Annotated in this window: 22 protein-coding genes and 1 pseudogene; 7 read left to right on the top strand and 16 right to left on the bottom strand. The window is 70.2% G+C overall.

What is annotated here, in order from left to right; translation table 11 throughout:
- Positions 1-19 precede the first annotated feature (19 nt).
- From truA to senB, 10 genes are all read right to left on the bottom strand, one after another.
- A complete protein-coding gene (truA, locus tag ALA01S_RS12335; protein ID WP_066336702.1) occupies positions 20-856 on the bottom strand; it encodes a tRNA pseudouridine(38-40) synthase TruA in 837 nt (278 codons plus the stop codon).
- A complete protein-coding gene (locus ALA01S_RS35325) occupies positions 849-3620 on the bottom strand; it encodes a FimV/HubP family polar landmark protein (RefSeq protein WP_084267483.1) in 2772 nt (923 codons plus the stop codon). Before ALA01S_RS35325 ends, truA begins: the two co-directional genes overlap by 8 nt.
- A gap of 146 nt (positions 3621-3766) precedes the next feature.
- Entirely contained in the window at positions 3767-4894 is a 1128-nt protein-coding gene (asd, locus tag ALA01S_RS12345) for an aspartate-semialdehyde dehydrogenase (RefSeq protein WP_066336705.1), read from the bottom strand.
- A 93-nt stretch (positions 4895-4987) separates the two neighbouring features.
- The gene (gene leuB / locus ALA01S_RS12350; RefSeq protein WP_066336707.1) at positions 4988-6076 is read right to left on the bottom strand and encodes a 3-isopropylmalate dehydrogenase; all 1089 of its coding nucleotides are present in this window, start codon (positions 6074-6076) and stop codon (positions 4988-4990) included.
- A gap of 37 nt (positions 6077-6113) precedes the next feature.
- Entirely contained in the window at positions 6114-6761 is a 648-nt protein-coding gene (gene leuD / locus ALA01S_RS12355; protein ID WP_066336710.1) for a 3-isopropylmalate dehydratase small subunit, read from the bottom strand.
- 1 nt (position 6762) lies between these two features.
- Entirely contained in the window at positions 6763-6888 is a 126-nt protein-coding gene (locus tag ALA01S_RS12360; protein WP_084267484.1) for an entericidin A/B family lipoprotein, read from the bottom strand.
- Between the two features lie 29 nt (positions 6889-6917).
- Positions 6918-8348 (bottom strand): 3-isopropylmalate dehydratase large subunit, encoded by a 1431-nt coding sequence (gene leuC, locus ALA01S_RS12365; protein ID WP_066336714.1) that lies wholly within the window; start codon positions 8346-8348, stop codon positions 6918-6920.
- A complete protein-coding gene (locus ALA01S_RS12370) occupies positions 8345-9277 on the bottom strand; it encodes a LysR substrate-binding domain-containing protein (RefSeq protein ID WP_066336717.1) in 933 nt (310 codons plus the stop codon). Before ALA01S_RS12370 ends, leuC begins: the two co-directional genes overlap by 4 nt.
- Before the next feature lie 394 nt (positions 9278-9671).
- Positions 9672-10727: a selenide, water dikinase SelD gene (gene selD, locus ALA01S_RS12380; RefSeq protein ID WP_066336721.1), complete on the bottom strand. Its 1056-nt coding sequence runs from the start codon at positions 10725-10727 to the stop codon at positions 9672-9674.
- Complete coding sequence (senB, locus tag ALA01S_RS12385; RefSeq protein WP_066336722.1) at positions 10724-11704, bottom strand: selenoneine biosynthesis selenosugar synthase SenB; 981 nt, start codon at positions 11702-11704, stop codon at positions 10724-10726. Before senB ends, selD begins: the two co-directional genes overlap by 4 nt.
- Before the next feature lie 389 nt (positions 11705-12093).
- Between senB and ALA01S_RS12390 the strand changes: the two genes are divergently transcribed.
- Both ALA01S_RS12390 and ALA01S_RS34755 read left to right on the top strand, forming a co-directional pair.
- Positions 12094-12930 carry a formylglycine-generating enzyme family protein gene (locus ALA01S_RS12390; protein ID WP_169805909.1) on the top strand — a complete coding sequence of 279 codons (837 nt, stop codon included), beginning with the start codon at positions 12094-12096 and terminating at the stop codon, positions 12928-12930.
- A gap of 249 nt (positions 12931-13179) precedes the next feature.
- Positions 13180-14137 (top strand): annotated as a pseudogene (locus tag ALA01S_RS34755) (cyanophycinase).
- A gap of 30 nt (positions 14138-14167) precedes the next feature.
- On the opposite strand, the gene egtD reads toward ALA01S_RS34755, so the two are convergent.
- A complete protein-coding gene (egtD, locus tag ALA01S_RS12400) occupies positions 14168-15124 on the bottom strand; it encodes an L-histidine N(alpha)-methyltransferase (protein ID WP_066336728.1) in 957 nt (318 codons plus the stop codon).
- A gap of 94 nt (positions 15125-15218) precedes the next feature.
- Between egtD and ALA01S_RS12405 the strand changes: the two genes are divergently transcribed.
- The 5 genes from ALA01S_RS12405 to phnE all read left to right on the top strand — a co-directional run bounded on the left by ALA01S_RS12405 (position 15219) and on the right by phnE (position 20098).
- Positions 15219-16079 carry a putative selenate ABC transporter substrate-binding protein gene (locus ALA01S_RS12405; RefSeq protein ID WP_066336730.1) on the top strand — a complete coding sequence of 287 codons (861 nt, stop codon included), beginning with the start codon at positions 15219-15221 and terminating at the stop codon, positions 16077-16079.
- Between the two features lie 231 nt (positions 16080-16310).
- On the top strand, positions 16311-17435 hold the full coding sequence (locus tag ALA01S_RS31760) for an NAD(P)/FAD-dependent oxidoreductase (protein WP_084267486.1): 1125 nt from the start codon (positions 16311-16313) through the stop codon (positions 17433-17435).
- Between the two features lie 151 nt (positions 17436-17586).
- Entirely contained in the window at positions 17587-18417 is an 831-nt protein-coding gene (locus ALA01S_RS12420) for a phosphonate ABC transporter ATP-binding protein (protein WP_066336736.1), read from the top strand.
- A complete protein-coding gene (locus tag ALA01S_RS12425) occupies positions 18414-19250 on the top strand; it encodes a PhnE/PtxC family ABC transporter permease (protein ID WP_066336738.1) in 837 nt (278 codons plus the stop codon). The genes ALA01S_RS12420 and ALA01S_RS12425 overlap by 4 nt, the downstream gene beginning before the upstream one ends.
- Positions 19251-19264: 14 nt before the next feature.
- Positions 19265-20098, top strand: coding sequence for a phosphonate ABC transporter, permease protein PhnE (gene phnE, locus ALA01S_RS12430; RefSeq protein ID WP_066336741.1), 834 nt, complete (start codon positions 19265-19267; stop codon positions 20096-20098).
- Position 20099: 1 nt separating this feature from the next.
- Here the strand turns inward: phnE and ALA01S_RS12435 are convergent, their stop codons facing one another.
- From ALA01S_RS12435 to sdhA, 5 genes are all read right to left on the bottom strand, one after another.
- Positions 20100-21086 (bottom strand): Bug family tripartite tricarboxylate transporter substrate binding protein, encoded by a 987-nt coding sequence (locus ALA01S_RS12435; RefSeq protein WP_066336743.1) that lies wholly within the window; start codon positions 21084-21086, stop codon positions 20100-20102.
- A gap of 152 nt (positions 21087-21238) precedes the next feature.
- Positions 21239-22549: a citrate synthase gene (gltA, locus tag ALA01S_RS12440; protein WP_066336745.1), complete on the bottom strand. Its 1311-nt coding sequence runs from the start codon at positions 22547-22549 to the stop codon at positions 21239-21241.
- A gap of 19 nt (positions 22550-22568) precedes the next feature.
- Positions 22569-22847 carry an FAD assembly factor SdhE gene (locus ALA01S_RS12445; protein WP_066336747.1) on the bottom strand — a complete coding sequence of 93 codons (279 nt, stop codon included), beginning with the start codon at positions 22845-22847 and terminating at the stop codon, positions 22569-22571.
- 37 nt (positions 22848-22884) lie between these two features.
- Positions 22885-23589 (bottom strand): succinate dehydrogenase iron-sulfur subunit, encoded by a 705-nt coding sequence (locus ALA01S_RS12450; protein ID WP_066336749.1) that lies wholly within the window; start codon positions 23587-23589, stop codon positions 22885-22887.
- 12 nt (positions 23590-23601) lie between these two features.
- Positions 23602-25329, bottom strand: coding sequence for a succinate dehydrogenase flavoprotein subunit (gene sdhA, locus ALA01S_RS12455; protein ID WP_238455782.1), 1728 nt, complete (start codon positions 25327-25329; stop codon positions 23602-23604).
- Positions 25330-25350 lie beyond the last annotated feature (21 nt).

The following is a 25350-nucleotide window of genomic DNA, read 5'->3' on the forward strand; positions in this document are numbered from 1 at the left end:
GAGGTAGGGCGGCGGGAAGTCAGGACAGCCAGTCCAGCGCGGGAACGTGGCCGGGGATGGCGTGGCGCGCATCGTAGTGCGGACCCACGAAGTACAGCCCGTCGGGAGCAAAGGTGGGCGCGGCCGTTTCGCGGCGGCGCGAGGCCAGCACCTCGCCCATCCACGCCACGCTGCGCGTGCCCTGCCCAACCGCCAGCAGGCAGCCCATGATGTTGCGCACCATGTGGTGCAGGAAGGCGCTGGCCTCGAAGTCGAAGGACCAGTAGGCGCCGCGGCGCGAGATGTCGATCTGGCGCAGCGTCTTCACCGGCGACAGCGCCTGGCAGCCCGCGGCGCGAAAGGCGCTGAAGTCGTGCTCCCCCAGCAGCAGCGCGGCCGCGGCCTGCATGGGCTCCAGCGCCAGCGGGCGGAAAACCCAACCCACCTGCGAGCTTTCCAGCGCCGGGCGCACCGGCGACTCCAGCAGCACGTAGCGGTAGCGCCGCCCGCGCGCGCTGTTGCGGGCGTGGAAGTCCGCCGCCACCGGACGGCACCACTGCACCGCGATGTCCGGCGGCAGGTAGCGGTTGACGCCGCGCACCCACGAGAACTCCTCGCGCGCCAGCGGCGTGTCCAGGTGAACGACCTGGTTGATGCCGTGCACGCCGGCATCGGTGCGCCCGGCGCACACGGTGCCCACGGGCATGGCGGCAAAGGCGGCCAGCGCCTGCTCCAGCTTGTCCTGCACCGTCTTCCCGTCGGGCTGGCTCTGCCAGCCGTGGTAGGCGGTGCCGCGGTAGGTCACGCCCAGGGCCAGGCGCTGCAGGGGCGGCGGCGACTGCGGCGCGCCGGCCCCTTCGGGAACAGCCTCAGACAAGGCTTTCCAGCATGCCCTGGGCACGCTCCTTCAAGGGACCGCTGCTGGCCTGCGCAAGGACTTCCTGCAGCAGGTCGCGCGCACCGTCGGTGTCGCCGATCTGGCGGAACTCCTCGGCCAGCTCCAGCTTGCGCTCCAGCGGGTCGGCGTCGTCGCCGAAGCCGGAGATGTTGAGATCGTCCAGCACCGTCGAGGAGGCCGGCTCGTCCAGGTCCAGCGACAGCGAGTCGAGGTCGAACGGCAGCGAGGACGCAGCCGCCGGCGGCTGCGGCGCGACCGTGGGTTGAGGTGCCGGCGCCTCGTCGCCGAAGTCCGACAAGCCGAAATCCAGCTCCGGCAGCGCGTCCTCGTCCTGAGCCGCCGCGCGGGGCGCAGCCGCCGGCGGCTGCGGCGCGGCCGTGGGCTGGGGTGCCGGCGCCTCGTCACCGAAGTCCGACAGGCCGAAATCCAGCTCCGGCAGCGCGTCCTCGTCCTGAGCCGCCGCGCGGGGCGCGAGCTCGCCCAAGGACAAGGGCGCGCCGGCATGATCCAGGGTGAAGTCGTCCCCGTCCGCCAACGACAAGTCCTGCGCCGCGGCCGGCTTCGCGGCCGGAGACGGCGTCGGCAGCCCCAGGTCGTCCTCGACGGGCGGCAACAAGTCCAGGTGCTCGTTGGCCAGCGACAGCTCCTGCGGTACCGGCTCCTCGTCCGCGAGCGACAAATCCAGCGGCTGCGGCGGCTCGTCGGCCAGCGACAGCTCCAGCGGCGCGACGTCCTCTTGCGGCTCCGGGTCGAAGCCCAGGTCGATCTCCGGCTCGGCCTGCGCCGCGGGCGCTGCTTCCTCGTCGTGCAGCGACGGCGGCACGGACTCCAGTTGCTCCAGGTCCAGGTCCAGGTCCAGCCGCTCGCTGGGCGCCAGCGACGGCAGATCGGAGGCCTTCCAGGTCGAGGGCACTTCCGACACCGCCGCGCCTGCGGCCAGCGCCGCGGCCCCGGCGTAGAGCGCATTGTCCGGATCGATCTGCAGGCCCATCTCGCGGACCTTGTCCCAATCCTCGCCCTGCCCCTTCGTGATCTCGTGCACCTGCTGCGCGACCTGCTCGAAGGCCTTGGTGTCGTGGCGCTTGGCGTAGACCTCCAGCAGCTTGGTGCGAATGCCCAGGCGCTGCGGGTTGCCACGCAGGGCTTCCTTGAGGATTTCCTCGGCCTGCAGGTCGCGCCCGTAGGCCAGGTAGACGTCGGCCTCGGCCACCGGATCGACGTCGCCTATGGCGTCGAGCTGGCTCAGCGAATACGGGTCGGTCTCCGAAGCCGCCGCCGCGGCTGCGGGCACACCGGCAGCCGCCGCGCCGCCGAAGGGCTCCGCCTGCAGCCGGCTTTCCAGGAACGACGTCTCCGCATGCGGCTTGTTGCGCCGCCTCCAGACCACGAAGCCTGCGCCCAACAGCGCCAGCGCGGCCACGCCGCCACCCAGGGCCAGCGCCCAGGAGCGCGACAGGAAGCCCATCACGCCGCCGGCCGGCGCCTGCTGCGCCGCCGCGGGCGGCAGTGCCGCCGCCGTGGCATCCGCCGCGGCCGAGGCCGCCGACGCCGAGGCAAGAGGCTCGGCCGCCGAAGCCGCCGCTGAAGCTGTCGCCGTGGCCTGCGGCGCCGAGGCCGCCGCCGCCTCGGCCGGGGCCGAAGCCTCCGGCAGCGGGGCGGACGCCGCGGGCGTGGCGGCCGGCGCCTGGCCCTCGGCCGGCACCGTCGCCGCGGGCGAATTGGTGGCCAGGCGCTTGAGGTCCTCCACGTTGCGCGAGAGCTCGGCCATGCGCTGCGTCTGGTCGCGGCGCTCGGCCTCGCGCGACAGCGCGGCCTCGGTCGACGAGGTGGTCGGCGCGGCGCGGGAGAGCTTGAGCCGGTCCGGCGCGGGCCGCGCGTTCTGGCGGTCTTCCACCGCGGCTTCCACGGCGCCGCCGGAGCGCCGCGCGGACTCGTCCACGCGCGCCGCGGGCGCGGACTGGGCCAGCCGCATGCGGTATTCGTTGAAGTCGGCGCTTTGCAGCCGCACGGTCTGGCGCGCCTCGCCGCGCGCAATCTGCCTGGCCTGTTCCGGCGTGGGCAGGCGCAGCACCGTATCGGAGCGCAGCCGGTTCATGTTCTGGCCCACGAAGGCGTGCGGGTTGCCGCGGAACAGCGCCACCAGCAACTGGTCCAGCGACACCCCGCTGGCCTGCATGCGCGCGGCCACGCCGGAGAGCGTGTCGCCCCGGCGCACGGTGTAGCGGTCCAGGTTGGGCTTGGGCTCGGCGGGTGCCGGCGTGACACGGCCCGCCGTGGGCGAATTGGCGGGCGCCGTGGGCGCCGCGCCCAGCACGGGCGCGGCCATAGCCGGCGGCGCCGCGGCCGCGGCGGGCGGCTGCGCGGCCTCGAACAGCAGCGTGTACTCGCGCGAGAGGCGGCCGCTGGCCCACTCGATTTGCAGGATCAGGTCCAGGAAGGACTCCTGCACCGGCGCGTCGCTGCTCAGGCGCAGCACTGCTTGCCCATCGGCGCGCTGCTGCACGCTCACGCGTGCGCCGGACAGCGCCGGGCTGTAGGCCACGCCCGCGCTGCTGAAGGCATCGGGAGGAGCGATGCGCGCCGACAGGCTGGCCGCCTCCTCGGCACTGAGCGCACTCAGCTCGATTTCCGCGCGCAGCGGCTCGCCGCGCGCCGACTGCAGCGTGATGCGGCCCAGGCCCAGCGCCCAAGCGCCGCCGCACACCGCCAAGCCCATGACGGCCGCAGCCGTCCCCCGCAACATGTGCCGGGACGCTTTCTTCGAGCTGATCCTCAAGGCCACTCCCCTAAAGACAAACGGCGGCGTTGCCGCCGCCCGCGCCGCGCCGGCCGCGCGTGCGCCTCAGGCACACCTCGCCGCCGGCACGGACTGCTGCCAGAGTCCGCTGATCAGGACTCGACCAGCAGGCGCAGCATGCGGCGCAGCGGCTCGGCCGCGCCCCACAGCAACTGGTCGCCGATGGTGAAGGCGCCCAAGTACTCCGGCCCCATGGCCAGCTTGCGCAGGCGGCCCACCGGGATGGTCAGCGTGCCCGTCACGGCCACCGGCGTCAGGTCACGCACCGTGGCCTCGCGGGTGTTGGGCACGACCTTCACCCACTGGTTGTCGGCGGCGATCATGGCCTCGATATCGGCCAGCGGCACGTCCTTCTTGAGCTTGAAGGTCAGCGCCTGGCTGTGGCAGCGCATGGCGCCGATGCGCACGCAAAAGCCGTCCACCGGCACGGCAGGCGAGTTGAAACCCTCGCCCTGGCCGAGGATCTTGTTGGTCTCGGCCATGCCCTTCCACTCTTCGCGGGAGACGCCGTTGCCCAGGTCCTTGTCGATCCAGGGGATCAGCGAGCCGCCCAGCGGCACGCCGAAGTTGGCCGTCTCGGCGCCGGTGAGCGAGCGCTGCTTCTCGACGATCTTGCGGTCGATTTCCAGGATGGCGCTCTTGGGATCGTCCAGCAGCGCCTTGACCTCGGCGTTGAGCGTGCCGAACTGCGTGAGCAGCTCGCGCATGTGCTGCGCGCCGCCGCCGGAAGCGGCCTGGTAGGTCTGGGTGCTCATCCACTCGACCAGGCCGGCCTTGTACAGCGCGCCCACGCCCATGAGCATGCAGCTCACGGTGCAGTTGCCGCCGACCCAGTTGCGCCCGCCCTTGGCCAGCGCGTCCTTGATCACCGGCAGGTTGACCGGGTCCAGGACGATGACGGCGTCATCTTTCATGCGCAGCGTGGAAGCCGCGTCGATCCAGTGGCCGTTCCAGCCCGCGGCGCGCAGCTTGGGGAAGACCTCGCTGGTGTAGTCGCCGCCCTGGGCGGTGAGGATGATGTCGCAGCGCTTGAGCGCCTCGATGTCGAACGCGTCCTGCAGCTTGGTTTCGTTCTTCGCCATGGCCGGGGCGGCGCCGCCGGCGTTGGAGGTGGAGAAGAACAGCGGCTCGATCAGCTCGAAATCGCCTTCAGCGCGCATGCGCTCCATCAGCACGGAGCCGACCATGCCGCGCCAGCCGACCAATCCCACGAGTGCCATCGTCAATCCTTTGAAATTACAGATCCCGGACCCCAGCCTTCCCGGCTCGCTTCGCCGGGGTCCAGGGGATGGGCGAGACGAACCGGAGCTTGATCAGCCCGTAATCGTTTTGCCGGTAATGGCCGCCACCACGGCGTCGCCCATCTCGCGCGTGCCCACCTTGCGGGTGCCGTCGCTGTAGATGTCGGGCGTGCGCAGACCCGCGGCCAGCACGGCGCGCACCGCCGATTCGATGCGGTCGGCGGCTTCGGGTTGGGCGAGGGTGTAACGGAGCATCATGGCTGCAGACAAGATTGTAGCCAGCGGGTTTGCAACACCCTTACCGGCAATGTCCGGCGCGCTGCCATGGCTGGGCTCGTACAGGCCCTTGTTGTTCGCATCCAGCGAGGCCGAGGGCAGCATGCCGATAGACCCCGTGAGCATCGCGGCCTCGTCCGAGAGGATGTCGCCGAACATGTTGCCGGTCACGACCACGTCGAACTTCTTGGGCGCCTTCACGAGCTGCATGGCCGCGTTGTCCACGTACATGTGCTCCAGCTCCACGTCGGGGTACTGGGCGTGCACCTCGGTCACCACGTCCTTCCAGAACTGGAAGGTCTCCAGCACGTTGGCCTTGTCCACGCTGGTGACCTTCTTGCCGCGGCGGCGCGCGGCCTGGAAGGCCACGTGGGCGATGCGCTCGATCTCCGGGCGCGAGTAGCGCATGGTGTCGAAGGCTTCCTCGGCGCCGGGGAAGTGGCCGTCCACGGCCGTGCGGCGGCCGCGCGGCTGGCCGAAGTAGATGTCGCCGGTGAGCTCGCGGATGATCAGGATGTCCAGCCCCGCCACCAGCTCAGGCTTCAGGCTGGAGGCGTGGGTGAGCTGCTCGTAGCACAGCGCCGGGCGCAGGTTGGCGAACAGGCCCAGGTGCTTGCGCAGGCCCAGGATGGCCTGCTCGGGGCGCAGCGAGCGCTCCAGCTTGTCGTATTGCCAGTCGCCCACGGCGCCGAAGAGCACCGCGTCGGCGTCCTTGGCCAGCTGCAGCGTGGAGTCCGGCAGCGGGTGGCCCTGGGCCGCGTAGGCGGCGCCGCCGACGACGGCCTCTTCCAGCTCCAGCGGCAGCTCCAGCACGTTCAGGACCTTGACGGCCTCGGCCACGATCTCGGTACCGATGCCGTCACCCGGCAGCACTGCAATCTTCATGTCTTGTTCTCCAGTGGAATGTTGGGCTTTGGGCGCGTCAGACCGCCGTGTGGGCCAGCCAGGGCATGCGCGCCAGGCGCTCGGCCTCGTAGGCCTTGATCTTGTCGGCGTGGCGCAGGGTCAGGCCGATGTCGTCGAAGCCGTTGACCAGGCAGTACTTGCGAAAGGGCTGCACGTCGAACTCCAGCTCGCTGCCGTCGGCCTTCACCACGCGCTGGCGCGGCAGGTCGATGGTGAGCTGGAAGCCGGGGAAGGCCGCCACGTCGTCGAACAGCTTGTCGACTTCGTGCTCAGGCAGCACGACCGGCAGCAGGCCATTTTTAAAACAGTTGTTGAAGAAGATGTCGGCGAAGCTCGGCGCGATGAGCGCGCGAAAGCCGTACTGCTCCAGCGCCCACGGCGCGTGCTCGCGGCTGGAGCCGCAGCCGAAGTTGCGCCGGGCCAGCAGGATGGAGGCGCCCGCGTAGCGCGGCTGGTTGAGCACGAAGTCGGGGTTGGGCTTGCGGCTGGCGATGTCCTGGCCGGGCTCGCCGTGGTCCAGGTAGCGCCACTCGTCGAACAGGTTGGGGCCGAAGCCCGTGCGCTTGATCGACTTCAGGAACTGCTTGGGAATGATGGCGTCGGTGTCGACGTTTTCGCGGTCCATGGGGGCCACGAGGCCCTGGTGCACGGTGAAGGCTTGCATGTCACTTCGTCCTGGAAGCGTTTTCGATGGCACCGCCCGCGGCCTTGATGTCGCGGCCCATGCCCTGGATGGTGTTGCAGCCGGCCAGCAGGCCCAGCAGCAGCAAGGAGGCGATGACTCGTTTCATGGTGAGGAGTTGGGCAGGCGGTTTCGGGTTCAGGCGATGCGGCGCACGTCCACGAAGTGGCCCTGCATCGCGGCGGCGGCGGCCATGGCCGGGCTCACCAGATGGGTGCGTCCGCCGTTGCCCTGGCGGCCTTCGAAGTTGCGGTTGGAGGTGCTGGCGCAGCGCTCGCCCGGCTCCAGGCGGTCGGCGTTCATGGCCAGGCACATCGAGCAGCCAGGCTCGCGCCATTCAAAGCCCGCGGCCTTGAAGATTTCGTGCAGCCCTTCACGCTCGGCCTGCACCTTCACCAGGCCCGACCCCGGAACGACCAGCGCGGCCTTCACGTTGGAAGCCACCTTGCCGCCGATGCGCTTGACCACCTCGGCCGCCTCGCGCAGGTCTTCGATGCGCGAGTTGGTGCAGGAGCCGATAAAGACCTTGTCCACGAACACGTCGGCCAGGGGCTTGCCCGGCTCCAGGCCCATGTAGGTCAGCGCGCGCTCGATGGCGCCGCGCTTGACGAGGTCCTTCTCGTGGTCGGGGTCCGGCACGCGGTCCTCGATGGAGAGCACCATCTCCGGCGAGGTGCCCCAGGTAACCTGCGGGCGGATCTGCGCGGCGTCCAGTTCCACCACGCGGTCGAAGTGCGCACCCTCGTCGGAGTGCAGCGTGCGCCAGTGGGTGACGGCGGAAGTCCACTCGGCGTCGGTCTGCGGCGCGAAGGGACGGCCCTTGACGTAGTTGAGCGTCACCTCGTCCACGGCCACCAGGCCCGCGCGGGCGCCGGCTTCGATGGCCATGTTGCACACCGTCATGCGGCCTTCCATGGACAGCGAGCGGATGGCCGAGCCGGCGAACTCGATCGTGTAGCCCGTGCCGCCGGCCGTGCCGATCTTGCCGATGATGGCCAGGACGATGTCCTTGGCGCCGCAGCCGCGCGGCAGCTGGCCTTCCACCTTGACCAGCATGTTCTTGGCCTTCTTGGCCAGCAGCGTCTGCGTGGCCATCACGTGCTCGACCTCGCTGGTGCCGATGCCGTGCGCCAGCGCGCCGAAGGCGCCGTGGGTGGAGGTGTGGCTGTCGCCGCACACCACCGTCATGCCCGGCAGCGTGGCACCGTTCTCGGGGCCGATGACGTGCACGATCCCCTGGCGCTGGTGCATGAAGGGGAAGTACGCCGCGGCGCCGAAGGCGCGGATGTTGGCGTCCAGCGTCGTGATCTGCTGCTTGCTGATCGGGTCGGCGATGCCGTCGTAGCCCGCTTCCCAGCCCGTGGTGGGCGTGTTGTGGTCGGCGGTGGCGACGATGGAGCTCTTGCGCCAGGGCTGGCGGTTGGCGATGCGCAGCCCCTCGAACGCCTGCGGGCTGGTGACTTCGTGCACCAGGTGGCGGTCGATGTACAGGAGGGCCGTGCCATCTTCCTCGGTGTGGATGACGTGCTCGTCCCACAGCTTGTCGTAGAGCGTGCGTGCGGTGTTCATGGCGTCGCGGTGGTGGTGAGAGAAGCGCCGGCCGCCGCCAGGGGCAGCGGCGCGGCCAGGGAATCGATGAAGCGCTGCACCAGGGCGGGCAACCGCTCCTGGGAACGCACGGCAATCTGGTACTCGCGCTCGGCCCAGGTCTCGTCCAGGGCCAGCACGTGCAAACCAAACAGTTGTGAAAAGCGCTCGGCAACGACGCCGGGCAGGATGGCCACGCCCAGGCCCGCGCCCACGAGCTGCGCGATGGCGTCGAAGCCGTGCACCTGCAGCCGGGTGTTCAAAACGCGGCCGCGCTCGCTGGCCTGCTCGCGCATGAATTCCTGCACCGCCGCGCCCACGTGCAGGCCCACGAGGTCGTAGTCCAGCAGCGCCTCGAAGCGCACGTCACCCTGCCCGGCCAGCTCGTGGCCAGCGGGCACGATCACGGCCAGCGTGCCGCGGCGCCACGGCCGCGTGGCGAGCTGCGGCTCCAGCAGCGGCGGCACGAAGATGCCCACGTCGGCGTGTCCTTCGGCCACGGCCGCCTGCACCTCGGCACTGGTCATGTCCTCCAGGCTGATGCGGATCAGCGGGTTCTGGCGCGTGAAGGCCGCCAGCGGCGGCGGCAGGCATTCGGCGATGGCGCTGGCGTTGGCGGCCAGGCGCAGGTGGCCCTTGAGGCCGCGGGCGTACTCGACGACCTCGCTCTCCAGCGCGTGCAGCGAGGCGTTGAGCGAGCGGATGTGGCGCACCAGGGCGCGGCCCGCGTCGGTGATCTCCACGCCGCGCGCGCGGCGCTCGAACAGCACCACGCCCAAGCGGGCCTCCAGGTCCGACAGCCGCTTGCTGGCGGCTGCCAGCGCCAGGTGCTCCCGCTCGGCCGCGCGCGTGAGACTGCCGGTTTCGGCAATCGCGAGCACGAGGTTGAGGCTGAGAAGGTCGAAGCGCATGGCAGCTTTTCGTCAAGGCTGCGTATGGTGCCTTGGCGCCAGACGAAGGGTCATCGGCGTTTTGCAATCCAGCCTTCGCGGGACGCGAAGGGTGATGCAGATCAAACGCGGTCAACCCGCTTGGCCCTGCTTGCGCTTACCCGTACCGCTCTCTACTTCGTCATCCCCGCGCAGGCGGGGATCCAGGCGGTCCCCAAGCCGGCCGGCAGCCGACGGGCCGGCATACCCAAGCCCCGGCGCTCCTCCATCACCCCTACGGTCTGGCGTGGGACCGCCTGGGTTCCCGCCTTCGCGGGAATGACGAAGTAGTGAGGGCGGCGAGTTGGCTGTCAGGATGCGCTCACCGCCTACTCACCGCTGCTCAAGCGCTGAGCCAAAACCCGGGCGGCCGGCCTCACCCCACCAGCAACCGCGCCCCGTCGCCCGCCGGCAGCACCTCGCCGATCTCGGCGGCGTCATCGAACCCGTGCCGGCGGAAAACCGCCAGCACGTCGCCCACCGAGGCCGCGTCGCAGCTCACCAGCAGCCCGCCGCTGGTCTGCGGATCGGTCAGCAGCGAGCGCTCCAGGTCGCCCAAGCCGGCGCCCAGCGCCACTTCCGCGCCATAGCCCTGCCAGTTGCGCCCGGAGGCGCCGGTGATGAAACCCTGGGCGGCCAGCTCGCGCACGCCCGGCAGCAGCGGCACGGCGTTCCAGTGGAGCCGCACGCGGCACTGCGCGCCGCGCGCCAGCTCCAGCGCGTGGCCGGCCAGGCCGAAGCCCGTCACGTCGGTGATGGCGTGCACGCCTTCCAGCGCGGCCAGCGCCGGGCCCGGCGTGTTGAGCTTGGTGGTGTTGGCGATCATGTGGGCGTAGCCCCCGGCGCCGAGCTGCTCCTTCTTGAGCGCGGCCGAGTACACGCCCACGCCCAGCGGCTTGCCCAGCACCAGGCGGTCGCCCGCGCGCGCGTCGGCATTGCGGCGCACGCGCTTGGGATGCACCAGCCCCAGGGCCACCAGGCCGTAGATGGGCTCGACCGAGTCGATGGTGTGGCCGCCCGCGATGGGGATGCCCGCCTCGCGGCACACGGACTGGCCGCCTTCCAGGATGCGGCCGATCGTGGCCGCGGGCAGCACGTTGATGGGCATGCCCACGAGGGCCAGCGCCATGATGGGCGTGCCGCCCATGGCGTAGACGTCGGAGATGGCGTTGGTGGCGGCGATGCGTCCGAAGTCGAACGGATCGTCCACGATGGGCATGAAGAAGTCGGTGGTGGCGATGAGCGCCTGCTCGTCGTTGAGCTGGTAGACGGCGGCGTCGTCCGCCGTCTCGATGCCCACCAGCAACTGCGGCGGCACGGGCATGGCGGCCGTGGACTTGAGGATTTCGGACAGCACGCCGGGGGCGATCTTGCAGCCGCAGCCGCCGCCGTGCGAAAGCGAGGTCAGGCGGGGCGGGGTCGGGGTGTTCATGGGCGGGGCATCTCCAGCAGGTCGGCCAGCATCGCGCGCAGGGTGGCCTGCTCCCGCGCCGGCTCGAACAGCGGCGCGCGCCGCGCGGCGGCCTCGGACAGGGCCGCGAGCATAGCGGGGTCATCCAGGCATTCACTGAGCAGGGACGCCAGCCCCGCCGCGTCGCCCGGCTCGAACAGGCCGGGGTAGCCGGCGCCCAACAGGCCCACGTTGCCCGGGATGCGCGAGGCCAGCACCGGCGCTCCGGCGGCCACCGCCTCCACGATCACCGTGGCCGCGCCCTCGATCACGCTCGGGTGCACCAGCAGGTGCGCGCGCGCCATGCGCTCGCGAGTTTGCGCATGGGGCAAGGCACCCAGCCAGCGGTAGGCCGGCAGCTCGGCCGGCAGCGCCCTCGCCTGCCGCGCGAGCGCTTCGTCCAGCGCGCCGCCCAGGTGGTCCAGCGCCCAGCCGCCACGGCCGGCGAGTTGCCGCAGCGCGCCCCAAGCCGTCGCCGGGTCTTTTTCCGCGCGCAGGTGGCCGACCATGAGCAGCCGCAGGGGCGGCGGCGCCGGGCGTTCGGCCGCGGCGGCTTCAGGCAAAGGCTCCACGCTGGGAAAGCACACCACGGCCTTGCCGCGGTGCTCGGCGGGCAGGTCGTCCGCCGCCCGCTCCTGCAGGACGACCAGCCGCGCCGCCAGCGCCAGCGAGCGCTGCGCGGCGGCGTCCACGTGGATGTCGCGGTAGAGGTCGGTGCCGGTGAGCGCCAGCGCGATGGGTCGATCAGGCTGCGCCTGTGCCCAGGCCGCGATGCTGTCGGCGCTGCGCCGCGCGTGCAGCGCCAGCAGTACATCCGCCGGCTCGCCGCGCCAGTGGTCCGTCAGCAGCACGTCGAAGGGGCCGTCCAGCATGCGCGCCCAGCGGCTGGCGGTGTGCCAGTTGCCGTTGTTGGCGGCCGCCAGCGCGGGCGTGACGAGGCAAAGGCGGGGACGGCTCATGGAGCGCGACTTATAGCCGCTGCACGGCGCCGACCTGGCCGGCAAGGCCATGGACGGCCCGTGCCGGCGCCGCCCAAGGCCATCACCGGCCACCCCGGAATGCCAGAGAAACGTGACGGCCAAGTTAAATACAAAAGCCGAAAAACATGGGTACTCCGGCAATATGCGACAAACCCGCAAAATGAGCAGCATGCCCGCAGGCCAAGGGTTATGTGGATTTACAATTCCCGTTTGCACAGCCCATGTGTGCGCCTATGCACATTCCAGATTGACCTGGGCATGACCGCCTGCAAATACCATTTTTTTAAAATCTCGTGAATTCGAGAAATAGTCCACGGCGGCACGCCGTCGCCCACTGGACAAATGGATAAATGGACGGAAACACCACCATGAAAGGGCCTGCAAGCGCAGCGGCCAGCCTGCTGGCGGTGCTGGCCTTGGCGGCTGCCGCGCCGGGTGCGCGCTCGCAGCCGCAGGACGGGCCGGCCGCCCTGGCCGAGCGCGTGTGCGTAGGCACGCAGTGCCTGGAGCTGGTCGCCGTGCCGGGCGGCAGCTTTCTCATGGGCTCGCCCGCGGGCGAGGCCGAACGCTCCACCGACGAGGGGCCGCAGCACCCGGTGAGCCTTCAGCCCTTTTTGCTGGGCCGCTTCGAGGTGACGCAGGCGCAGTGGAAGGCGGTGATGGGCCGCAACCCCAGCCAATTCCAGCGCTGCGGCGGCGACTGCCCCGTGGAAAACGTGAGCTGGCAGGACGCACAGGCATTTATTCGCAAATTGAGCCAGCTCAGCGGACGGCGGTTTCGCCTGCCCAGCGAGGCCGAATGGGAATATGCGGCGCGCGCCGGCACCCGCTCGGCCTTTTCCACCGGCACGGCCATCACGGCGGCACAGGCGAATTTCAACGCCACGGGCACTTATGGCGGCAGCGCGCCGGGCCCATACCGCAAGGCGCCGCTGCGCGTGGGCCGGTTCGCGCCCAACGCCTTCGGCCTGCACGACCTGCACGGCAACGTCTGGGAATGGGTGCAGGACCGCTATTACCGCAGCTACTTCGACGCGCCGGCCGACGGCAGCGCCTGGGAGCCCGCGGACCACGGCCCGCGCCGCGTGGTGCGCGGCGGCTCCTGGGCCGACGCGCCGGAGGCGCTGCGCTGCGCTTTCCGCGGCGCGCTGGCGCCGGACGTGCGCCTGAGCGGCGTGGGTTTTCGCATCGCGCGGGACGAGTGAGCGGCAGCCATGGCGACTTTCCACCTGCCGCCCGGCGCGGCTTCGCGCCGGCGCCTGCTGCTTGGGCTGGCGGCGGCGGGCATCGCGCCGCTGGCGCGCCCTGCCCTGGGCGCGCCGGCCCATTGCGCCGACCGCCCTGAGCACCCCGACCGCACGCGCGGCGGCTGCAAGGCCGACCCCACCCAAGCGCCGCACGCCGAGGCCGGCGTGCTCATGGCCATAGGCGGCAACGAGGACAGGCGCGGCGCCATGGCGGTGCTGCGCCGCTTCGTGCAGCTCAGCGGCGGGCTCCGCGCGCGCATCGCCGTGCTCACCACGGCCAGCGCCACGCCGCAGCTCATGGGCGCGAGCTATGCGCAGGCATTCAACCGGCTGGGCGTGCGACGCCGGGTGGAGCTGGCGATCGGCTCGCGCGAGGACGCGGACAGCCCCGCGGTGGCGCGCCGCATCCTGGAGGCCGACGGCGTCTTCATCACCGGTGGCGACCAGCACCGGCTGCTCACCGCCCTGCGCGGCAGCGCGGCCGGACAGTTGCATCGCCGGCACCAGCGCGGGCGCCGCGGCACTGTCGCGCAGCATGCTGCTGGGCGCCCGCTCGCTGGAGGAGCCGGAGCAGGAGGCCGCCTGGCTGGAGGACGGTTTAGCGCTGCTGCCCGGCGCCATCGTGGACCAGCACTTCAGCGAGCGGCAGCGGCTGCCGCGGCTGATCACGGCCGTGGCGCAGCAGCCGGGCCTGCTGGGTTTAGGTGTGGACGAGGACACGGCACTGGTGATCGAACCCGGCCGCGCCCTGGAAGTCGTGGGCGCCGGCACGGTGACGCTGCTGGACGGCCGCCACCTGCAGGCCGTGCGCCCCGGCGCCGCGCCGGACGCCGCCGCGCTCCAGCCGCTGCTGGTGGCCGGGCTGCGCCGCCAGGTGTTCCACGCAGGCCAGCGACTGGCGCTGGAGGGCGGCGCGGCGGGTGGTGAGCCCACCGACTGGGTGCGGGAGGCGGTGGCGACGCTGCTGCTTGCGCCCGGCGCCGCGCCGCTGGCCACGCGGGCCGCCGCCGCGCAGGCTGCCGCGCCAGCACGTGGCGAGCCGCGGGGGGCGGCGGGCTGGCCCGTGCGGGCCGGGGCGCATCCGGGTCATGGGCCTGCGCTGCCCTGGCACCTGGGCCAGCCGGCAGGGCCGCTGGCTTCGGGCCGGGTGATCCGGCGGCGTTGAAATTCGGCTTGGGCCGGCGCGGGGCCCGTTTCAAACCGCCGCCGCAAACACCGCGAACCCCTGCTGCGCATCCGTCCAGCAGCGCGTGTCGGACCAGCCCGCCTCGTGCAGCAGGGCGTCGAACTGCTCGATGCGGTACTTGTAGGAGTTCTCGGTGTGGATGTGCTCGCCCTCGGCGAAGTCGCGCTGTGCGTCCGCCCAGCGCACGCGCACGCCGCGCAGGGCGCGCAGGTGCATCTCTATGCGCGAGGCCTCGGCGTCGAAGCAGGCCACGTGGGCCCAGTCGGCCGGGTTGAAGTCGCAGCCCAACTGCCGGTTCACGTGCAGCAGCAGGTTGCGGTTGAAGGCGGCCGTCACGCCCAGCGCGTCGTCATAGGCCGGCAGCAGCTGCGACAGCGGTTTCACGAGGTCCACCCCAATGAGCAGCGCGCCGCCCAGCGACTGCTCGCGTGCCTGCTGCAGGAAGCGCCGCGCGTGCGCCGGCTCGAAATTGCCGATGCTGGAGCCGGGGTAGAACATCAGCCGCGGCCCGCCCGGCAGCCCGGGCGGCAGGACGAAGTGACCCGAGAAGTCCAGCGCCACGCCCGTCATGGGCAGGCGCGGGTGGCGCAGTTGCAGCGCCTGCAGCGCCTCGGCGATGAACTCCGCGGCGATGTCCACCGCCACGTAGTGGCTGGGTTGCAGCAGGCTGAACAGCAACGCGGCCTTGGCGCAGTTGCCCGCGCCCAGGTCCACCAGCGTCAGGCCGCGGCCCAGGGCGCGGGCGATGTCCTGCCCGTGCGCAGCCAGGATGGCGGCTTCCGTGCGCGTGGCGGCGTATTCGGGCAAGGCCGTGATGGCCTCGAACAGCCGGCAGCCCAGCGGGTCGTACAGGTGCTTGGGGGCGACGTGGGCGGGCCGGCTGAGCAGCCCGGCCGCCAGCTCGGCGGCATGGAGGGCCGGCGCGACGGCCGGGGCTTGGATGAATCGCGGCTGGAGCTCGTGCATCCGGCCCACTCTAGGGAGGCCCCTGCCCGCGAAGCTGCCACCACTTGCAACTGCGGTGTAATTCCGCTCCTTTGCAACCCAGCCCCAGGCACCCATGAAAGCCACCCTCTCCCGCCGCACCCTGCTCGCCGCCTCGCTGCTGGCCGCCGCGGCCGGCGCCGCGCAGGCGCAAGCCACCGTGTTTCGCGTCACCGCCATCCCCGACGAGTCGCCCACCGAGCTTGCCCGCAAGGCGGCGCCGCTGATGAAGTACCTGGAGGGCAAGCTGGGCATGAAGGTGGAGTACACGCCCGTCACCGACTACGCTGCCGCCGTCGAGGCGCTGGTCAACAAGAAGGTGGACCTGGCCTGGTTCGGCGGCTTCACCTTCGTCCAGGCCAACGTGCGCTCCGGCGGCAAGGTGGTGCCGCTGGTGCAGCGCGAGGAAGATGAGAAATTCCGCTCGGTGTTCATCACCGCCGACCCCGCCATCAAGAGCCTGGCCGACCTCAAGGGCCGCGACCTGAGCTTCGGCTCGCAAAGCTCCACCAGCGGCCACCTCATGCCGCGCCACTTCCTGCTGGCCGCCGGCATCGAGCCCGAGCGCGACTTGAAGCGCGTGGCCTTCAGCGGCGCGCACGACGCGACGATCGCGGCCGTGGCTTCCGGCAAGGTGCAGGCCGGCGCGCTCAACATCTCGGTGTGGGACAAGTTCGTGGCCGACAAGAAGGTGGACACGGCCCGCGTGCGCGTCTTCTACACGACGCCCGCCTACTACGACTACAACTGGACGGTGCACGCCGACATGCCCGCGGCGCAGAAGGACAAGCTCAGCGCCGCCTTCCTGGCCCTGGACAAGTCCACGCCGGAAGGCGCGCAGGTGCTGGAGCTGCAGCGCGCCACGCGCTTCATCCCGACCAAGGCCGAGAACTACAAGAGCATCGAGGGCGCGGCCCGCAGCGCCGGGCTGCTGTAAGCCCCCTCACCGCCCGCCCCTTGGGCGGGCGCCGGGCCGGGTCCGGCGAGCCCGGCCGCTGGGCCCGCCCGCAAGCCGCAAGCGAATTTGTCCGGAAACTTGCCGTCGGCGTCCACTTCGGCGCTTACGTCTTGTTAATTTTGGTCGATAGAGTGCCTGTGCGCGGCCGCCGCCTGAAGGATTACCGCGTGGTTTGCAACATGCGCGGAGCCCGGGCTGGGTTTGAATGACATGGCTGAAGATTTCGCGGGCCCAGCCGGCTCCTCCACCCCAACTCCTTTCCAAACGCCATTCGATGCCCTCATCGTCGGCGGCGGCATTGCAGGTGCCGCGATTTTTCACCGCCTGGCGAGGTCGGGGCGGCGGGTTTTGCTCATAGAGAAATCCCGGTTTGCCCAAGGTGCCACGGGCTGGTCCAGCGGCATTTTGAATTGCTACCATGCCTGCGAGAAATTGACGGCGCTGGCTTGCGCCTCATTTCCAAAATTCATGGACCTGGAGCGCCAGGGCGGTCCGGCGGTACGGCGCAGCGGCGCCTTGCATTTTGTCTCCCACGCACAAGAAAAGGTGACGCGGGAGCGGGTCCAGGAAATGCGTGGCCTGGTCCCCGTGGAATGGCTGGCTGCCGACGAGGGTGCGCGGCGTTTTCCCCATATCCGATGGAACGATCTGGCCGGCGCGGTATTCGAGCCCACTGCGGGCCATATAGACCCAGCTGAAGTCACGCGCTTCTGGATTGCAAAGGCCCGCGCCAAGGGCCAGTGGGCACTGGAAGGGGTGGAAGCTCGAGGCGTGGCCCAGGACGGCGGCCATGTGGTGGGCATTTATTCCAGCATGGGGCTGCTACGCGCTCACCGGGTCATTCTCTGCGTGGGGGCCTGGAGCCGAAAACTTGCCGGGGCGGGCGGACTGGCACTGCCTAGCAATGTTTTCTCCAGATCCGTGCAGTGTGATGCGTTGGCCGACACCTCGTTTGCGCAAGAGCATCCGGCTTTTCTGGACCCGGCACTGGGCATTTTTGGGCGCTCGGACAGCCCCGGCATGCTGCGCGCCGGCATGGCGCTTTCGGATTGGAATATCGATCCGGACTCGCCCATTCCCCATTCACCCCAGCAGCAAATGGCCGTGCGCGATGTGGCGGGGCAACGCTTTCAATGGGGCGGCCCCATACGTGGCGCAGGAGGCTGGAGGCGCTTCGACGCCTTCACACCTGATGGCGAAGCCGTCGTGGCAGCGGACGAGAAGATTTCCGGCCTTTACTGGGCCACGGGATTTTCCGGCCACGGCCTCAAAATCGCTCCCGCCGTTGCCGCCCGCATGGAAGCCCTGGCTTTTGACGGCACCAATGGCAATTGATTGACGGTGGCGGACTGAAGGCATGCCGCGTCCGTAGCATGCCCGCCTGCCGGCATGACCCGGCGCAGGCCGTGGCCGCACGGCAGCCGGTACAGTCGCGCCTCGTTACGGCCGCGCCTCTTGCGGCCGTTTCTCGTCTATCCGGATTTCCATGCATCTCACCCTGCATCAGGTGGACGCCGCGCATCCCGCGGCGCGCCGCGGTGCCGCGCCCGCCTTGCGCGGCATTTCGCTTTCGCTCGCACCCGGCGAGCAGGTGGCGCTCATCGGCCCGTCCGGCGCGGGCAAGACCACGCTGCTGCAGGTGGCCGCGGCGGCGCTGCGCCCAAGCGGCGGCCGCGTGGAGATGGATGGCACCGACCCCTGGACGCTGTCCGTGCGCGCGCTGCAGCGCCTGCGCGGGCGGCTGCTGTTGGCGCCGCAGGTGCCGCCGCTGCCGCCGCGCCAGCGCGTGATCACGGCGGTGCTGGCGGCACGGCTGCCGGCCATGAGCTTCTGGACCAGCCTGCGCTCGCTCTTCTACCCGGTGGACATCCCCGGCGCGCACCAGGCGCTGGAGCGCTTCGACCTGGCCGAAAAACTGTTCGAGCGCGTGGACCACCTCTCCGGCGGCGAGCGCCAGCGCGTGGGGCTGGCCCGCGCCCTGCTGGCGCCGGCCAGCCTGTGGCTGGTGGACGAGCCCCTCTCGGCCCTGGACCCGCGCCGCGCCGACGAGGCCGTTCGCACGCTGCTGGACGAAGCCCGCGCCCGCGGCGCCACGCTGCTGGCCTCGCTGCACCAGGTGGACGTGGCGCTGGAACGTTTCACCCGCGTGATCGCCCTGCGCGACGGCGCGGTGTTCTTCGACCTGCCCTCGGCACAGGTGACGCCGCAGCGGCTGCGCCAGCTCTACGCGCAGCACGAGGACGAGCTGCACGCCCCCGCGCCGGCACTGGACACGCCGGCGCCCGGGCCGGCACCGGTCGTCATGCACTGCCGATGAGCGCGGCGCTTTCCCCGCGGGTGCCGCGGCGCGATCCGGCCTGGATCAAGCGTGTCTCCTGGACCGCCACGGCGCTGGTGCTGTTGTGGCCGCTGCTGGTGCTCACCGAATTCCGGCCGGCGCAGTTGTGGTCGCCGGAGAGCCGCGCGCCCATCCTCAATTTCCTCGGCAGCTTCGTCCCGCCGGCGCACTCGGCCGAGTTCCTGGAGATGGTGGCGCGCGAGACCTGGCGCACCGTGGCCATGGCGACGGCCGGCATCGTGCTGGGCCTGGTGATCGCCATTCCGGGCGCGCTGCTGGCGACGGAGGCGCTGTCCGTCTCGCTGCTGTCCGGGCGCATGGCGCCGCTGCCACGCGTGGTGCGCCAGGGCGTGCGCTGGATGTTGATCGTGCTGCGCAGCGTGCCGGAGCTGGTGTGGGCGCTGGTGTTCGTCCGCGTCGCGGGGCTGGGGGCCACGCCGGGCGTGCTGGCCATCGCGCTGACCTACGGCGGCATGCTGGGCAAGGTCTACGCCGAGATCCTGGACAGCGGCGAGGCGCCGCCGGCCCAAGCGCTGCTGCGCAACGGCGCGGGACGCCTGCAGGCCTTCACCTACGCCCTGCTGCCGCAGAACGCGGCGGAGCTGGCCTCCTACACGGTCTACCGCTGGGAATGCGCCATCCGCAGCTCGGTGGTGCTGGGCTTCGTGGGCGCGGGCGGGCTGGGGCAACAGATGGACAGCTCCATGAAGATGTTCAACGGCGGCGAGGTCGCCACCATGCTGCTGGTGTTCGTGGCGCTGGTGGCGCTGGCCGACCGCACCAGCGCCGCGCTGCGGCGGCAATTGGGCTGACGGAGGGCCGCGCGATGCAACGACGCCACGGCACCACCGCCGCCAACCCGCCCTGGCGGCTGCCGCCGCCGCTCTTCAGCGCACGCTGCAAGGCCTGCTGGTACACCGCAGCGGCGCTGGCACTGGTGGTGGGCAGCTTCTGGTCGCTGGACCTGCAGTGGGGCGCCTTTGTGTCCATGGACGCGCTGCGCGCCATGGGCCGCTTCGTGGCCGAGTTCTACCCGCCGGACTTCTCGCCGCCCTTCGTGGCGAAGGTGGCGTGGTCGGCCGTCGAGACGCTGGCCATGTCGGCGCTGGGCACGCTGCTGGCGGCGGTGGCCGGCCTGGCCCTGGCCCTGCCCGCGAGCCGGCGCCACGAAGGGGACGCCGCGAGGTTCCGGTCTGTAGCCCGTATGTTGCTGAACGCCTTGCGGGCGGTGCCTGAGCTGGTGTGGGCGGCGCTGCTGCTGATCGCGGCGGGGCTTGGGCCGTTCGCGGGGACGCTGGCGCTGGCGCTGCACACCTCCGGCGTGCTTGGGCGGCTGTTTGCCGAGGCGATGGAGAACGCGCCGCGCGATGCGGCGACGGCCTTGCGCACGCAGGGCGTCACGGGCTGGCGGGTGCTGGCCTACGCGACGCTGCCGCAGGTGCTGCCGCAGCTGCTGTCCTACACGCTGTACCGGTGGGAGAACAACATCCGCGCCGCCGCCGTGCTGGGCGTGGTCGGCGCGGGCGGCCTGGGGCAGTTGCTCGCCTTCCACATGGGGCTGTTCCACATGGGCAAGACGGCCACCGTCCTCATTGCGATGCTGCTGCTGGTCGCCTTCGTGGACGGGCTGAGCTTTGCGATGCGGCGGTGGATGAAGTGATTTACTCCGCCTGAATCCCTGCCGCCTGCACCGCCTTGGCCCACTTGACGGTTTCCTTGGCGGCGAAGAGGCCCAGCTCGGCCGGGGTGCTGGGCGTGAGCTTGAAGCCGGAAGGCGCGACCTTGGCCTGCACCGCCGGGTCGGCCAGCGCGGCGCGCACCCATTGGTTCATCTTCTCCACCGCGGCCGGCGGCGTGGCCGCGGGCGCGTACATGGCGAACCAGGCCGTCATCTCGAAGCCGGGCACCACCACCGCCAGCGGCGGCACGCCGGGCAGCATGGGGTGCTCGCCGGCCGAGGTCACGGCCAGCGCGCGCAGCTTGCCGGCCTTGACCTGGGGCACGCCGGACGAGAGGTCGGCAAAGACGAGCTGCGTCTGGCCTCCCATGGTGTCCGTCATGGCCGGCTGCACGCCCTTGTAGGGCACGTGCGTCATGCGCAGGGCGTTGGCCGTCACCAGCGCATGGCCGGGGATGAGGCTGCCGCTGGAGCCCGAGCCCCAGGCCAGCTTGTCGGGGTTGGCCTTGGCATAGGCGACGAACTTCTGCGCCGTGTCCGCGGGCACGGACGGGTTGACCAGCATCACGAAGGGAATCTCGCCCAGGCGGGTGACGGGCGCGAAGTCCTTGATCGGGTCGTAGGGCAGCTTGCGGTACAGCGACGCGTTGGCGGCGTGCGTGGTGCTGGTGGCAATCAGGAAGCTGTGGCCGTCGGCCGGGGCCTTGGCGGCGGCGGCCGTGCCTATCGTGCCGTTGGCGCCGGGCTTGTTGTCGATGATCACGCTCTGCCCCGCCGCGCGGCCCACGTGCTCGGCCACCACGCGGGCGAGCTGGTCCGTGGCGCTGCCGGCCGGGAACGGAACGATGAAGGTGATGGGGTGGTCCGGGTATTTCCTGGCCTGCGCGGCGGCGGGGCCGGCGGCGGCCATGGTGGCGGCGGCAGCGACGGCCAGCGCCAGGGCCTGGCGGCGGGTGGTAAGAGCGTTCATGCGTCCTGAAGGGTGAAGTTGCCGGCGCAACGGCGGCGTGTGGCGCGCCGCGGCACGGGGCGCGAATGGTCCGGCCAATGAAAAAACCCCGGCCAGGCCGGGGTTTGCTGCGTGCGCACCGGCCAGGGGCCGGGGCATGTGCGCGAGGCTGATCAGCGGGCGCTCAGCGGGGGCACGTCGCGGCGCTCGGCGCCGACGAAGAGCTGGCGCGGACGGCCGATCTTGTACTCGGGGTCGGCGATCATCTCGTTGAGCTGGGCGATCCAGCCGACCGTGCGGGCCAGGGCGAAGATCGCGGTGAACAGGCTCACGGGGATGCCGATGGCGCGCTGCACGATGCCCGAGTAGAAGTCCACGTTCGGGTACAGCTTGCGGGAGACGAAGTACTCGTCTTCCAGGGCGATCTTTTCCAGGGCCATGGCCAGCTTGAACAGCGGGTCGTTTTCCAGGCCCAGGGCGCTCAGCACCTCGTGGCAGGTTTCGCGCATCAGCTTGGCGCGCGGGTCGTAGTTCTTGTAGACGCGGTGACCGAAGCCCATCAGCTTGACGCTGGAGGTCTTGTCCTTCACCTGCTTGATGAAGTCGCCGATCTTCTCGACGCCGCCCATTTGCTGGATCTCTTCCAGCATGTTCAGGCAGGCCTCGTTGGCGCCGCCGTGGGCCGGGCCCCACAGGCAGGCCACGCCCGCGGCGATGGCGGCGAACGGGTTGGTGCCCGACGAGCCGCACAGGCGCACGGTGGAGGTGGAGGCGTTTTGCTCGTGGTCGGCGTGCAGGATGAAGATGCGGTCCATGGCGCGCACCAGCACGTCATTGGGCACGTACTCCTCGCACGGCGTGGCGAACATCATCCGCATGAAGTTGCCCGCGTAGGACAGGTCGTTCTTCGGATAGATGTAGGGCTGGCCGATCGAATACTTGTAGGCCATGGCCACCAGCGTGGGCATCTTGGCGATCAGGCGGATCGCCGCGATCTCGCGGTGCTTGGGGTTATTGATGTCGGTGCTGTCGTGATAGAAGGCCGACAGACCGCCCACCAGGCCCGTCATCACGGCCATCGGGTGCGCATCGCGACGGAAGCCACGCAGGAAGAACTGCATCTGCTCGTTGACCATCGTGTGGTTGTTCACGAGCTTGTGGAAGTCGCGCTGTTGCTGCTCGTTGGGCAGCTCCCCGTACAGCAGCAGGTAGCAGGTGTCGAGGAAGTCGCAGCCGGTGGCGAGTTGCTCGATGGGGTAGCCGCGGTACAGCAGCTCGCCCTTGTCGCCGTCGATGTAGGTGATCGCGGACTGGCAGGAGGCGGTGGACAGGAAGCCGGGGTCGTAGGTGAACTTGCCGGTCTGCCCGTAGAGCTTGCGGATGTCGATCACATCCGGGCCAATGCTGCCCTTGTAGATGGGCAGGTCCATGGAGGGGCTGCCGTCCGAGAACGACAGGGTGGCTTTCACGTCGGAGGCATTCATCGGGGAGTTCCCTTTCACGTCAATTCGTTTGCATTGGCGGCGTGCGCAGCTGCTCCAGCAGCGTACGCACGTCCTCGCGGTCCAGATCGCCTTGCGGCTCCTTGCGGCGCAGCAGCAGGTCCAGCAGGTCGTTGTCCGAAAGCTCCATGAGCGCGGACAGCGCTTCGCCCTGCGCCACCGTCATCGTGGCCTCATGGCGCTGGAAGAAGCGCTCGATCAGAAGGTCGTTTTCCAGCAGCCCGCGGCGGCACCGCCATTTGAGCTTGCTCAAGGCGCGCTCGTCGAGAAGATTGTCCATGGCAGGCTTTCGGAGGGCTGACCGGGGGTGAAAACGGTCACACCGCGCGGCGGACCATCAGTTCCTTGATCTTGCTGATCGCGCCAGCAGGATTGAGGCCCTTGGGACACACGTCCACGCAGTTCATGATCGTGTGGCAGCGGAAGAGCCGGTACGGGTCTTCCAGGTTGTCCAGGCGCTCGGCGGTGCCCTGGTCGCGGCTGTCGGCGATGAAGCGGTAGGCCTGCAGCAGGCCGGCCGGGCCGACGAACTTGTCCGGGTTCCACCAGAAGCTCGGGCAGCTGGTGGAGCAGCTCGCGCACAGGATGCACTCGTACAGGCCGTTGAGCTCCTCGCGCTCCTCGGGCGACTGCAGCCGCTCCTTGTCGGGCGGCGTGTTGTCGTTGACGAGGTAGGGCTTGATCGAGTGGTACTGCTTGAAGAACTGCGTCATGTCCACGATCAGGTCGCGGACCACCGGCAGGCCCGGCAGCGGCTTGAGCACCACGACCGCCGGCAGCGAGCGCATGTTGGTCAGGCAGGCCAGGCCGTTCTTGCCGTTGATGTTCATCGCGTCCGAACCGCACACGCCTTCACGGCAGGAGCGGCGGAAGCTCAGCGAAGGATCGACCTGCTTGAGCTTGATGAGGGCGTCCAGCAGCATGCGCTCGGAGCCGTCGAGCTCGACCTCGAGGGTCTGCATGTAGGGCCGGGCATCCTTGTCCGGGTCGTAGCGGTAGATCTGGAAAGTGCGCTTTGCCATGGCTGTGATCTCTTAGAACGAACGGACCTTGGGCGGAATGGATTCCGTCGTCAGCGGCTTCAAGTTGACGGGCTTGTAGGCCAGGCGGCGGCCTTCGCTGTAGTACAGCGTGTGCTTGAGCCAATCCTTGTCGTTGCGGCCGTTCGGGAACTCGGGGCTGTCGGCGTAGTCGTCGACGGTGTGGGCGCCACGGCTCTCGGTGCGGGCGGCGGCGGAGGTCATCGTGGCCTGGGCGGCCTCGATGAGGTTCTCCACTTCCAGCGCCTCGATGCGGGCGGTGTTGAACACCTTGCTCTTGTCCTTGAGCGTGATGCTGCCCACGCGCTTGGCGACCTCGTTGATGGCCTTGACGCCCTCGTCCATGCTCTTTTGCGTGCGGAACACGCCCGCGTGCTGCTGCATGGTCTTGCGGATGTCGCCCGCCACGTCCTGCGCGTACTCGCCGGAGGTGCTGGACTCCAGGCGCGCCAGGCGCGCCAGGGTGCGGTCGGCGGCGTCGGCGGGCAGCGCCTTGTGCGACTTGGCCTTGAGCGCGGTGTCCACGATGTGGTTGCCCGCGGCGCGGCCGAACACCAGCAGGTCCAGCAGCGAGTTGGTGCCCAGGCGGTTGGCGCCGTGCACGCTCACGCAGGCGCACTCACCCACGGCGTAGAGGCCGTTGATGATCTTGTTGTGCACGTCGCCGGAAGGCACCACGACCTGGCCGTGGATGTTGGTCGGGATGCCGCCCATCTGGTAGTGGATGGTGGGCACGACCGGGATCGGCTCCTTGGTGATGTCGACGTTGGCGAAGTTGTGGCCGATCTCGAACACCGAGGGCAGGCGCTTGAGGATGGTCTCGGCGCCCAGGTGGGTCATGTCCAGGACCACGTAGTCCTTGTTGGGACCGCAACCACGGCCTTCCTTGATCTCCTGGTCCATGCAGCGCGAGACGAAGTCGCGCGGGGCCAGGTCCTTCAGGGTCGGGGCATAGCGCTCCATGAAGCGCTCGCCGTTGGCGTTGCGCAGGATGGCGCCTTCGCCGCGGCAGCCTTCGGTCAGCAGCACGCCCGCGCCGGCCACGCCGGTGGGGTGGAACTGCCAGAACTCCATGTCCTGCAGCGGGATGCCGGCGCGCGCGGCCATGCCCAGGCCGTCACCGGTGTTGATGAAGGCGTTGGTGGAGGCCGCGAAGATGCGGCCGGCGCCGCCGGTGGCCAGCAGCACGGTCTTGCCTTCGAGGATGTGCACCTCGCCGGTTTCCATCTCCAGCGCGGTCACGCCGACCACGTCGCCCTCGGCGTCGCGGATGAGGTCCAGCGCCATCCACTCCACGAAGAACTGCGTGCGGGCCTTGACGTTTTGCTGGTACAGCGTGTGCAGCATGGCGTGGCCGGTACGGTCGGCCGCGGCGCAGGCGCGCTGCACGGGCTTCTCGCCGTAGTTGGCCGTGTGGCCGCCGAAGGGGCGCTGGTAGATGGTGCCGTCCGGGTTGCGGTCGAAGGGCATGCCGAAGTGTTCGAGCTCGTACACGACCTTCGGGGCTTCGCGGCACATGAACTCGATGGCGTCCTGGTCGCCGAGCCAGTCGGAACCCTTGACGGTATCGAAGAAGTGGTAGTGCCAGTTGTCCTCGCTCATGTTGCCCAGCGAGGCGCCGATGCCGCCCTGCGCGGCCACCGTGTGCGAACGCGTGGGGAACACCTTGGTGAGCACGGCCACGTTCAGGCCCGCGCGGGCCAGTTGCAGCGAGGCGCGCATGCCGGACCCGCCGGCACCGAC

This window comes from Azohydromonas lata NBRC 102462, from assembly GCF_001571085.1.
Classification (GTDB): Bacteria; Pseudomonadota; Gammaproteobacteria; order Burkholderiales; family Burkholderiaceae_C; genus Azohydromonas; species Azohydromonas lata.

Excerpts from the sequence above, each read along its gene's own strand:
- gltA (WP_066336745.1), bottom strand. The coding sequence starts at position 22,549 with ATGAATGCCTCCGACGTGAAAGCCACCCTGTCGTTCTCGGACGGCAGC.
- ALA01S_RS12370 (WP_066336717.1), bottom strand. The coding sequence starts at position 9,277 with ATGCGCTTCGACCTTCTCAGCCTCAACCTCGTGCTCGCGATTGCCGAA.
- leuC (WP_066336714.1), bottom strand. The coding sequence starts at position 8,348 with ATGAACACCGCACGCACGCTCTACGACAAGCTGTGGGACGAGCACGTC.
- sdhA (WP_238455782.1), bottom strand. The coding sequence starts at position 25,329 with ATGCGCGCCTCGCTGCAACTGGCCCGCGCGGGCCTGAACGTGGCCGTG.
- ALA01S_RS12450 (WP_066336749.1), bottom strand. The coding sequence starts at position 23,589 with ATGGCAAAGCGCACTTTCCAGATCTACCGCTACGACCCGGACAAGGAT.
- ALA01S_RS12390 (WP_169805909.1), top strand. The coding sequence starts at position 12,094 with ATGAAAGGGCCTGCAAGCGCAGCGGCCAGCCTGCTGGCGGTGCTGGCC.
- asd (WP_066336705.1), bottom strand. The coding sequence starts at position 4,894 with ATGGCACTCGTGGGATTGGTCGGCTGGCGCGGCATGGTCGGCTCCGTG.
- ALA01S_RS12420 (WP_066336736.1), top strand. The coding sequence starts at position 17,587 with ATGCATCTCACCCTGCATCAGGTGGACGCCGCGCATCCCGCGGCGCGC.
- phnE (WP_066336741.1), top strand. The coding sequence starts at position 19,265 with ATGCAACGACGCCACGGCACCACCGCCGCCAACCCGCCCTGGCGGCTG.
- ALA01S_RS35325 (WP_084267483.1), bottom strand. The coding sequence starts at position 3,620 with ATGTTGCGGGGGACGGCTGCGGCCGTCATGGGCTTGGCGGTGTGCGGC.
- ALA01S_RS12360 (WP_084267484.1), bottom strand. The coding sequence starts at position 6,888 with ATGAAACGAGTCATCGCCTCCTTGCTGCTGCTGGGCCTGCTGGCCGGC.
- ALA01S_RS12405 (WP_066336730.1), top strand. The coding sequence starts at position 15,219 with ATGAAAGCCACCCTCTCCCGCCGCACCCTGCTCGCCGCCTCGCTGCTG.
- ALA01S_RS12435 (WP_066336743.1), bottom strand. The coding sequence starts at position 21,086 with ATGAACGCTCTTACCACCCGCCGCCAGGCCCTGGCGCTGGCCGTCGCT.
- ALA01S_RS12445 (WP_066336747.1), bottom strand. The coding sequence starts at position 22,847 with ATGGACAATCTTCTCGACGAGCGCGCCTTGAGCAAGCTCAAATGGCGG.
- ALA01S_RS31760 (WP_084267486.1), top strand. The coding sequence starts at position 16,311 with ATGGCTGAAGATTTCGCGGGCCCAGCCGGCTCCTCCACCCCAACTCCT.
- selD (WP_066336721.1), bottom strand. The coding sequence starts at position 10,727 with ATGAACACCCCGACCCCGCCCCGCCTGACCTCGCTTTCGCACGGCGGC.
- egtD (WP_066336728.1), bottom strand. The coding sequence starts at position 15,124 with ATGCACGAGCTCCAGCCGCGATTCATCCAAGCCCCGGCCGTCGCGCCG.
- ALA01S_RS12425 (WP_066336738.1), top strand. The coding sequence starts at position 18,414 with ATGAGCGCGGCGCTTTCCCCGCGGGTGCCGCGGCGCGATCCGGCCTGG.
- leuB (WP_066336707.1), bottom strand. The coding sequence starts at position 6,076 with ATGAAGATTGCAGTGCTGCCGGGTGACGGCATCGGTACCGAGATCGTG.
- senB (WP_066336722.1), bottom strand. The coding sequence starts at position 11,704 with ATGAGCCGTCCCCGCCTTTGCCTCGTCACGCCCGCGCTGGCGGCCGCC.
- leuD (WP_066336710.1), bottom strand. The coding sequence starts at position 6,761 with ATGCAAGCCTTCACCGTGCACCAGGGCCTCGTGGCCCCCATGGACCGC.